Annotated in this window: 4 protein-coding genes; 2 read left to right on the top strand and 2 right to left on the bottom strand. The window is 73.5% G+C overall.

Features of this window, described 5'->3' with window-relative positions; translation table 11 throughout:
* Nucleotides 1-19: 19 nt before the first annotated feature.
* Both M3148_RS09010 and M3148_RS09005 read right to left on the bottom strand, forming a co-directional pair.
* Nucleotides 20-634 (bottom strand): nucleoside triphosphate pyrophosphatase, encoded by a 615-nt coding sequence (locus M3148_RS09010; protein WP_285883997.1) that lies wholly within the window; start codon nucleotides 632-634, stop codon nucleotides 20-22.
* A 34-nt stretch (nucleotides 635-668) separates the two neighbouring features.
* A complete protein-coding gene (locus M3148_RS09005) occupies nucleotides 669-2384 on the bottom strand; it encodes a DUF885 domain-containing protein (protein ID WP_251304335.1) in 1716 nt (571 codons plus the stop codon).
* A gap of 211 nt (nucleotides 2385-2595) precedes the next feature.
* Here M3148_RS09005 and M3148_RS09000 point away from each other — a divergent pair, with 211 nt between their 5' ends.
* Together M3148_RS09000 and M3148_RS18145 are read left to right on the top strand one after the other, a co-directional pair.
* Nucleotides 2596-6981 carry a DUF7507 domain-containing protein gene (locus tag M3148_RS09000; RefSeq protein ID WP_251304334.1) on the top strand — a complete coding sequence of 1462 codons (4386 nt, stop codon included), beginning with the start codon at nucleotides 2596-2598 and terminating at the stop codon, nucleotides 6979-6981.
* Nucleotides 6982-7230: 249 nt separating this feature from the next.
* A complete protein-coding gene (locus M3148_RS18145; protein ID WP_251304333.1) occupies nucleotides 7231-9804 on the top strand; it encodes a LuxR C-terminal-related transcriptional regulator in 2574 nt (857 codons plus the stop codon).
* Nucleotides 9805-9854: the final 50 nt, after the last annotated feature.

The raw sequence follows: 9854 nt of genomic DNA, 5'->3' as shown, positions 1-9854 counted from the left end.
CAGGGGGGGAGGAGGTGGGTCAGCGGACCCAGAGGTCGGTGATCGGGACGCCGAGCTCGGCGAGCAGCGTGCGCAGGAGCGGCAGGCTGATGCCGACGACGCCGTGGTGGTCGCCCTCGATGCGGGTGACGAAGGGGCCGCCGAGCCCGTCGACGGTGAACGCGCCGGCGACGACGAGCGGCTCGCCCGTCGCGACGTAGGCGTCGATCTCCGCGTCGCTGAGGTCGGCGAAGTGGACGGTGGTCGACGAGACCGCGCCGGCCTCCGGCGCGGTGGCCTCGCGGGTGTCGACGAGCCAGTGCCCGGTGTGGAGGACGCCGGAGCGGCCACGCATGCGCCGCCAGCGGGCGACCGCCTCGGCCGCGTCGGCGGGCTTGCCGTGCACCTCGCCGTCGAGCTCGAGCATCGAGTCGCACCCGACGACGACGGCGTCCCGCTCGGTGGGCGCGACGTCCCGCGCCTTGGCGCGTGCGAGCAGCAGGACCTGGTCGGCCGGGGTCGCGTCCTCGCCCGCCGCGCGCAGGAGGGCCGGCTCGTCGACGGCGGAGACGTGGACCTCCGGGTCGAGGCCGGCGGCGCGCAGGGTGGCGAGGCGGGCGGGGGAGGCCGAGCCGAGGACGAGTCTCACGGGCAGCGAGCCTACGTGAGCCTCGTCCTCGCGCCCGCGGTCAGGTGCGGACGGTGGCCTCGGGGCGCCCGAGGACGGCGAAGCGCAGGACGTCCAGACCCACCGAGCCGACGTCGAGCGCCCGCCGGTGGAAGGTCTTGAGGTCGAAGGCCTCCCCGCGCGAGAGGGCCTGGTCCCGGGCGGAGTCGCGCAGCTGCTCCCACAGCCGCTGGCCCACCTTGTAGGACGGCGCCTGGGCGGGCCAGCCGAGGTAGCGGTCGAGCTCGAAGGAGAGGAAGCCCTCGGCCATGTTGGCGTTCTCCTTGAGGAACTCCCACGCCTTGGGAGCGTCCCAGGTGCCGCCGCCCCACTGAGCGGGGGCGGGCTTGCCGAGGTGGACCCCGATGTCGAGCACCACGCGCGCCGCGCGCAGGCGCTGGCCGTCGAGCATGCCGAGGTAGTCGGCCGGGTCGTCGAGGTAACCGAGGTCGGCCATGAGCCGCTCGGCGTACAGGGCCCAGCCCTCACCGTGGCCGCTCACCCAGCACGCGAGGCGGCGCCAGGTGTTGAGCAGCTCCGAGCGGTAGGCCGTCTGGCCGATCTGGAGGTGGTGCCCGGGGACGCCCTCGTGGAAGACTGTCGTGAGCTCGCGCCACGTGCTGAATTCCGTGACGCCCGCGGGCACGGACCACCACATCCGTCCGGGCCGGGAGAAGTCGGCACTCGGCCCGGTGTAGTAGATCCCGCCGCTCTGCGTCGGGGCGATGCGGCACTCGAGGCGGCGGACCGGCTCGGGGATGTCGAACTGCGTGCCGGCGAGCTCGCTCACCGCGCGGTCGGAGGTCTCCTGCATCCAGGCCCGCAACGCCTCGGTGCCGTGGAGCTGGCGGCTCGGATCGGCGTCGAGGCGGGCCATCGCCTCGGCCGGGCTCGTGCTCGGCCCGTAGAGCCGGGCGGCGACCGCCTCCTGCTCGGCCGTGACGCGGGCGAGCTCCTCCAGGCCCCACTCGTAGGTCTCGTCGAGGTCGACGACGGCGCCGAGGAAGTGGCGCGACCACAGCGAGTAGCGCTCGCGGCCGACGGCGTCCTGCGTGCCCGCACGCGGCGCGAGCTCCTCGCGCAGCATCTGGGCGAGCTCGCCGTAGGCGCGACGCGCGGCCGTGGCACCGCTGACCAGCGCCTCGGCGAGGGCGCCGGTGGGCTCGACGCCGTCCGGCCGGGCGCCGTCGACGAAGCTGTCGAAGAACGAGGTGCCCTCCGCGGCAAGCTCCTCGGCCTGGGCGATGCACGCCTCGACCTGACGCAGCGCGGCGACCTTCCCGTCGGCGGCCGACGCGCGCAGCGACTCCAGGTAGCCGGACATCGCCCCGGGCAGGGCGGCCAGCCGGCTCACCACGCACTCCCAGTCACCGGCGGTGTCGGTGGGCATGAGGTCGAAGACGTCCCGCAGGTCCTGGACGGGGGAGGCGATGACGTTGAGCTCGCGGCCGAGCTCGCCGGCCATGTACAGCTCGACCTCCAGGCCCAGGCGCTCGGCCATGGAGGCCTTCGTCGTCGCGTCGACCTCGTCCACGGCGTCGGTCGCGGCCACCCGGGCGACCGCCTCCATGGCAGCCTCGGCCCGCGCCAGCTGGCCGTCGGGTGAGAGGTCGGGGAGCTCGTCGTCGTGACCGGGGATACCCAGGGAGGTGGCGGCGACGGGGTCGAGCTCGGCGAGGCGGAGGACGTACTGCTCAGCGATGGCGTCGAGGGCGGTGCTGCCGCGGGAACTGATCACGCCGCCGAGCGTATTGCTTTACACCGGCGCCCCAGACCGCGCCACACGTGGGTGCGGGTTGAGAGCCAGGTCACGTTGTGCCGGGCGCCGGGGTGATAGCCGGGGTGAAATTCCCACCCTCCGTCCGAAGGAGGTCTGTGCATCCTCCCAAAGTAGGAGCGACCTGGGGCCCATCGTCCCGACCGTCGACTTCAAGGGGAAACGACCACACATGCGTCTACGCACTCGAACAGACCGGGGGCGGCCCGGTCTCGTCCGCAGGGCCGTCGCCGTCGCCACGACCGTCCTCATCGCCTCCACCGCGCTCGTCAGCGGCGCGAGCGCCGTCCAGTCCACCGTCCCCGGTGCGCCGAACCCGGCCCTCCCCGACCGGTGCGAGCTCGACCTGGCGATCAGCCTCGACCTGTCGAACTCGGTGACGGACTCGCAGCTCACGCAGATGAAGCGGGCGATCGGCGACATGGCCGACGCACTGGTCGACTACCCGGTGCGCCTCGCCGTCCACAACTTCGCGTCCAACGCACCCGCGACGTCGGGCAACGGATCCCTCGGCCTCACGGCCCTCAGGGATGGCGGTGCGGACACGGTCGCCGGCCACGTCAACGGCCTCGCTCGTCCGCAGTCGGCGCAGGGTGGCACCAACTGGGACCGGGCGCTGGCTGCGGTCGCCGGTTCCACTGAGTCGTACGACGGCCTCATCTTCGTCACCGACGGCAACCCCACCCAGTACGGCTCACCGGCGGCAGGTCCTGGCAGCTCCGTGAGCACCGAGACGATCACCCGCGCCGTCCAGAGCGCGAACCTTGTCAAGGACGAGGGCACCCGGGTCATCGCGATGGGTGTGGCGGACAACATCAACGACGCCGACAAGGCCCAGTTCGTCGAGCACGTCAGCCAGATCTCCGGCACCGTCGAGGGCAGCGACTATCACCTCGCTGACTTCGCGTCGCTGAGCCGGACCATCGTCGACATCGTCGACGGCAGCTGCTCGAGCATCGACCTCGAGAAGACGGCGACGCTCAGCACCGACGCGGAGTCGGTGGACTACTCCTTCCTCCTCACCAACACCGGCGGCGTCGCGCTCACCGACGTCTCCCTCACGGACGAGCTCGAGGGCGTGTCCGAGGTGACCTTCGGTGAGTGGCCGAGCGCTCCCGGGGTGCTCGCCCCGGGGCAGTCGGTGACCGCGACCGCGTCCTACGACGTCGACGTCGACGACGTGCGGGCTGGCGGCGTGTCCAACACCGCCACGGTGACCGGGACCACCCCGGCGGGCAACACCGTCGTGGACACCGACACCGCCGACGTCCGACTCACCCCCTCGATCGGCCTCGTCAAGGACGCCGCCCTCGAGGACGGTGCCACCGGCGCGGTCGGTGACACCGTGACCTACTCCCTCACCGCGACGAACACGGGCACCGTCACGCTCACCGGAGTCGCGATCACCGACGAGCTCGACGGTCTGTACGACTTCGCCTACGGCACGTGGCCGGGCGAGGCCGGCACGCTGACCCCTGGCCAGTCCGTCACCGCGACGGCCCGCTACACGCTCACCCAGGCCGACGTCGACGCCGGACGCGTCGACAACACGGCGACCGTCACCGGGAACCCGCCGGCGGGCGCGTCCGTCTCGGACGACGACGACGCGACCATCGCGACGACGGCGGGCGCGGCCGGCATCGAGCTCGTCAAGACCGGTGCTCTCGCCGAGGGCGCACTGGGCGCGGCCGGTGACACCGTCACCTACACCTTCACCGCGACCAACACCGGCAACATCACTCTCACCGGGATCACGATCGCCGACCCGATGCCCGGCCTCGCCGACCTCACCTACGACTGGTCCACCGCCCGCGCCGAGGGCGTCCTCGCCCCGAACCAGTCGGTGACGGCCACGGCCACCTACGTCCTCACCCAGGCCGACGTCGACGCCGGCACGGTCGACAACACCGCGACTGCTAGCGGTCACCCGCCCACGGGCGGCCCCGTCTCCGACGAGGACGACGCGACCGTCACCGTCCCCGGCACCCCCGCCATCGCCGTCGCCAAGGCGGGCGTCCTGCCCGACGACGCGAAGGGTGTCGCCGGCGACGTCGTCACCTACACGATCGTCGCGACGAACACCGGCACCGTCACGCTCGACGACGTCACGGTCGTCGACGAGCTCGAGGGGCTGTCCGAGCTGACCTACGTCTGGCCCGGCGCGACCGGCGTGCTGGCCCCCGGCCAGTCCGTGACCGCCACGGCGACCTACGCCCTCAGCCAGGACGACGTCGACGCCGGCAAGGTGGAAAACACCGCCACCGCCATCGGCACCCCGCCGGTGGGCGACCCCGTCGATGACGAGGACCCGGTCACGGTGACCGTCCCCGGCAACCCGGGCATCGTCGTCGAGAAGGACGGCGCCCTGCCGACCGACGGGCAGCACCGCGCCGGTGACACCGTCACCTACTCCTTCACCGCGACGAACGATGGCAACGTCACCCTGACCGGCGTCGAGATCGTCGACGCCAAGGTCGGCGTGTCCGCACTGGGCTACACCTGGCCGGGCGCGGCCGGCGTGCTGGCCCCGGGCCAGTCGGTGACGGCCACGGCCACCTACGTCCTCACGCAGGCCGACGTCGACGCCGGCAAGGTGCACAACAGCGCCACCGCCGTCGGCACCCCGCCGACCGGTGACCCGGTCCAGGACGAGCACCCGCACGACGTCACCGTCCGCCAGGTGCCGGCGATCACCGTCGTCAAGGACGGCACGCTGGACGGCGGGAAGGCCGGGGACAGCGTCACTTACTCCTTCACCGCGACGAACACCGGCAACGTCACGCTCAGCGCGGTCGGGATCGCCGACGCCAAGGAGGGGCTGTCCGACCTCGCCTACGGCGAGTGGCCCGGTGCCGCCGGCACGCTCGCCCCCGGCGAGTCGGTCTCGGCCACCGCGTCCTACGACCTCACACAGGCCGACGTCGACGCCGGCCGCGTGGACAACACGGCCACCGCCGTCGGCACCTCGCCCAAGGGTGTGGACGTCGACGACGAGGACCACCACGCCGTCGTCGTCGAGCGCGAGCCGGCCATCACCCTCGTCAAGGACGGAGTTCTTGAGGAGGGTGCGCAGGGCGCCCCCGGTGACACGGTCACCTACACCCTCACCGCGACGAACACCGGCAACGTCACGCTCGACGACGTCACGGTCACCGACGCCAAGGAGGGCCTGTACGGCTTCGCCTACGGCGAGTGGCCCGGCGCCGAGGGCGTGCTCGCGCCCGGCGAGTCGGTGACGGCCACCGCGTCCTACGACCTCACCCAGGCCGACGTCGACGCTGCCCGCGTCGACAACACCGCCACCGTGGTCGGCGCCGCCCCCACGCACGAGCGGGTCACCGACGAGGACCCGGCCACCGTGCCGGTCCCGCAGGCACCCGGCATCACCGTCGTCAAGGTCGGTGAGCTGCCCGAGGGAGCCGAGGGCGTCCCCGGCGAGGTCGTCGGCTACACGCTGACCGCGACCAATACCGGCAACCTCACCCTCACCGGTGTCGAGGTCGTCGACGCCAAGGAAGGCCTGTCCGAGCTCGCCTACGGCGAGTGGCCCGGCGAGGCCGGCGTCCTGGCCCCCGGTGAGTCGGTGAGCGCATCCGCCTCCTACACGCTGACCCAGGCTGACGTCGACGCCGGCCGGGTGGACAACACGGCCACCGCCGTGGGCACCCCGCCGTCCGGCGAGGACGTCACGGACGAGGACCGGCACGAGGTCGTCGTCCCCGGCAACCCGGGCATCGCGCTGCACAAGGACGGCGCCCTCGAGGCCGGTGCCCAGGGCGCTCCGGGTGAGCTCGTCACGTACTCCTTCACGGCGACCAACACCGGGAACGTCACGCTGAGCGGCGTCACGGTCGCGGACGCCAAGGAGGGGCTGTCGGAGCTCGCCTACGGCGAGTGGCCGGCGGAGGCCGGCGTGCTCGCCCCCGGGGAGTCGGTGACCGCCACGGCGACCTACCCGCTCACCCAGGCCGACGTCGACGCCGGCACGGTGGTCAACACCGCCACCGCCACCGGCACGACGCCGTCCGGCGAGGACGTCAGCGACGAGGACCCGGCCACCGTGCCGGTCCCGCAGCTCGCGGACATCACCGTCGTCAAGGAGGGCAGCCTGGGCGACGAGCCCCACGCGGCCGGCGACACCGTCACCTACACGATCACGGCGACGAACACGGGGAACGTCACCCTCAGCGGCGTGGAGATCGTCGACGAGAAGGAGGGGCTGTACGGCTTCTCCTACGGCGAGTGGCCGGGTGAGGCAGGCGTGCTGGCACCGGGTCAGTCCGTGACGGCGACCGTCCGCTACGACCTCACCGAGGCCGACGTCGAGGCCCTCGAGGTCCGCAACACCGCCACCGCGGTGGGGACGCCGCCCGCCGGACCGGAGGTCGGTGACGAGGACGAGGCCGTCGTCGAGATCGAGCGGTCCGAGGTCTCGGCCCCGACCGTCCCGCAGGCGGCGCTGCCGAGCACCGGAGCAGCCGGCGCGCCCTGGCTGGCGCTCGCGGCCCTGCTGCTCCTCGGTGGAGCAGCGCTGAGGACCCGGGTCCGCTCCAGCTGACCCGGAGGCGTCGTGCCGGCTGTGCCCGGCCGGCACGACGCCCGCGCCCTCACCCACGCGTCCCCGGCGTGCGTGAGGGCGCACCTTTTTCCGCTCGGCGGCGCGCCGCTCGCCCCGGCACGCCCGTCCCCGAGCGGGGCGCGGACGGGCTCTTCACACCGGGGATGTGCGGCCGTACCCTGTGAGCCACAGGGCGGACATACGGGCGGACAGACGAACATGCGGCAGCCGGTCACACGGGTCGTCGGCGTGCCCCGCGTACCCCGGGAGCATCTCCCACGTCCCCGCCTCCTCGAGCGGCTCGACCCGACCACCGCGCTCACCGTCGTCCGTGGCCCCGCCGGCAGTGGCAAGAGCGCCCTGCTCGCCGAGTGGGCCCGCGGCCTGGAGCACACCCGGGGACTGTGGTTCACGGTCACGGCCGCCGACCGGTCGCGCGCCGCCTTCTGGTCCGCCGTCGCCACCGCCGTCGAGGACACGGGCCTGCTGCCCGCGGGCTCCGTCATGGCCGGCATCCCCCAGCTCGGCCACAGCGAGGAGCTCCGGCGGGTGCTCGAGCGGGCGTTCACGCAGCTCGGTGGCCCGTTCCTGCTCGTCCTGGACGACGCGGAGCTGGTGACCGACCCGCTCGTGCCGGACGACGTGTGGGCGCTGGTGCGGCAGTGCGCCGACCTCAGCGTCGTCGTCGCTACCCGGACCCCCTCGCCGCTGGAGTCGCCGGCCATCGCGCTCACCACCGACCTCACGGTCATCGGCCCGGAGGAGCTCACGCTCACCGAGGAGGAGGTGGCACTGCTCATCGACCCGGACGGGCAACCCGTGGCACCCGATCTCACGCGCGCTGTCGTCGACCTCAGCGCGGGCCGCCCGCTCCTCGTCCGTGCCCTTCTCATGGAGGCCCGCACAGAGGAGCGGCTCCTCAGCCGGCCGGAGGACCTGGACCGCCTCGGCGGCAACGTCCTGCGCGACGCGGTGGTGCGCCTCCTGGTCAACGACCCGGCCCTCTCGCTCTTCCTCCTGCGGACGAGCACCGCCGACGTCGTCACCGAGCCGCTCGCCGAGGTCCTCAGCGGCTCCCCGGGCGCCGCCGCGCACCTGCGCCGCGTCGAGGAGCTGGGGCTGGGCGCCTGGCTCGGCGAGCGGCAGCGGCTTACGCTGCGCTACCACCACCTCGTCCTGCGGCTGCTGCGTGAGGAGGCGGCCCGCCGCATCCCGGAGGAGCTGCCCACCCTCCACGCGCACGTCGCGCGCTGGGAGCTGGCGGAGGGGCGCTCGGTGGCCGCCTTCCGCCAGGCCCTGGACGCCCGGGACGACGAGCTGGCCTCGCGCGTCGTCATGCTCCGCTGGCCCGAGCTCATGGGGTACCGCGAGGAGCTGCGCGACCGGCTGCTCGCGATCCCGCTAGCGCGGATGCGCCACCAGCCCTTCCTCGCGGCCCTCCTGGCGCTGGCCCTCAACATCGACCTGTGGCACCGGGTGCGGGCCGTGCAGTACTTCGGCCTGGCGCTCTGGGGGGTGCGTCACCGCCGCCCTCGTGCCGGGGTGGAGGAGAAGCTCGTCCTGGACGTCCTCGAGTCGGTGGCCCTGCGGCTGACGGGCAGCTCACGCGGCCTGGCGCGCACCCGTGCCGCGGTCGAGGTGCTCGCCGAGCCGGACGACCGGCTGGCGGACCTGTCCTCCCAGCTCGTGTCGTTGCACAACCAGACGGCGATCTCACTCTTCCGGCTCGGCCGGGCCGGTGAGGCGCTGGAGACGCTCGACGTCGCCATCGGCCGCCCGGTCGGCGGCACCGACCACCCGCTCCACCACACCCTGGCCATCCGTGCCGGCCTCCTCGCCCACGTGGGTGCCATGCGCGTGGCGCGGGAGATGCGGGAGCGCTCCGACGCGCTCGGCTGGCCCGAGGGCGCGATGAACGACTACCGGGGCGCGCTCTACCACTACGCCGCGTGCTGGGAACGCCTGGAGGCCTTCGACCACGAGGGCGCCCAGCACCACGTCGACGTCATGGCCCCGCACCTGGACACCCTGGAGTACCAGCCCTACTTCGTCGTCCTCCGCGCCTTCATCGGGGCCGTGCGGGCCAACAGCGACCCCGAGCTGCTGCGGATCCGCGAGCACGTCGCCCTGGACCGGGTGACCAAGCGGGTGCTCGCCGCAGAGCGGGAGATGGTCGAGATCGCGGGCGCGATCCTCCACCATTTCGCCGGGCGCGTCGGGGCGGCGCGGCGCGCGCTCGCGACGGTGACCCCGACGGCGGGCAGCCACGCCGTCCACGGCGTCATCGACCTCGCCGCCGGGCAGCCGGAGGAGGCGCTGGCCCGCCTCGCCACCTCCCACCGCGCCGGCGACGTCGCGCCGCGCGTGTCCGCGATCATCGACCTCGTCCTCGCCGCGGCCGCGCTCCGCATGGGCGACGAGGTGACCGCCCTGGACGCTGCCTGCCGCATGTGCGCGCAGATGACCCACCACGGGCTGCGCCTCCACCTCGTCCTCGTGCCGCGCTCGGACCTTCTGGCCCTGCGTGACCTCCTCGCCGCCCGCCGGCCCGAGCTCGTCGGTGCGCTCGGTGACCTCGACGTCGTCCCGGACCTCGTGCGGACCACCGGCAGTCTCGTCGCGCTCACCGAGCGGGAGGAGATCGTCCTGGGCGAGCTCGCCACCTCGCCCTCGGCCACCGACATCGCCGCCGCCCTCGGCGTCTCGGCCAACACGGTGAAGTCCCAGCTGCGCAGCGTGTACCGCAAGCTCGGCGTGCGCTCGCGGGAGGAGGCGCTCGCGGTCGCGCTGCGCGAGGGGCTCATCACGGACGACGTCGGCTGACGGCGTCCGACGGCGGCTGACGGCATTCGTCCGGTGCCCGGCCCGGGTCC

The organism is Georgenia satyanarayanai (assembly GCF_023715365.1).
GTDB classification, from domain to species: Bacteria; Actinomycetota; Actinomycetes; order Actinomycetales; family Actinomycetaceae; genus Oceanitalea; species Oceanitalea satyanarayanai_B.
Note: the sequence above shows the minus strand (reverse complement) of the source record. Positions and strands in the feature narration are given on the sequence as shown.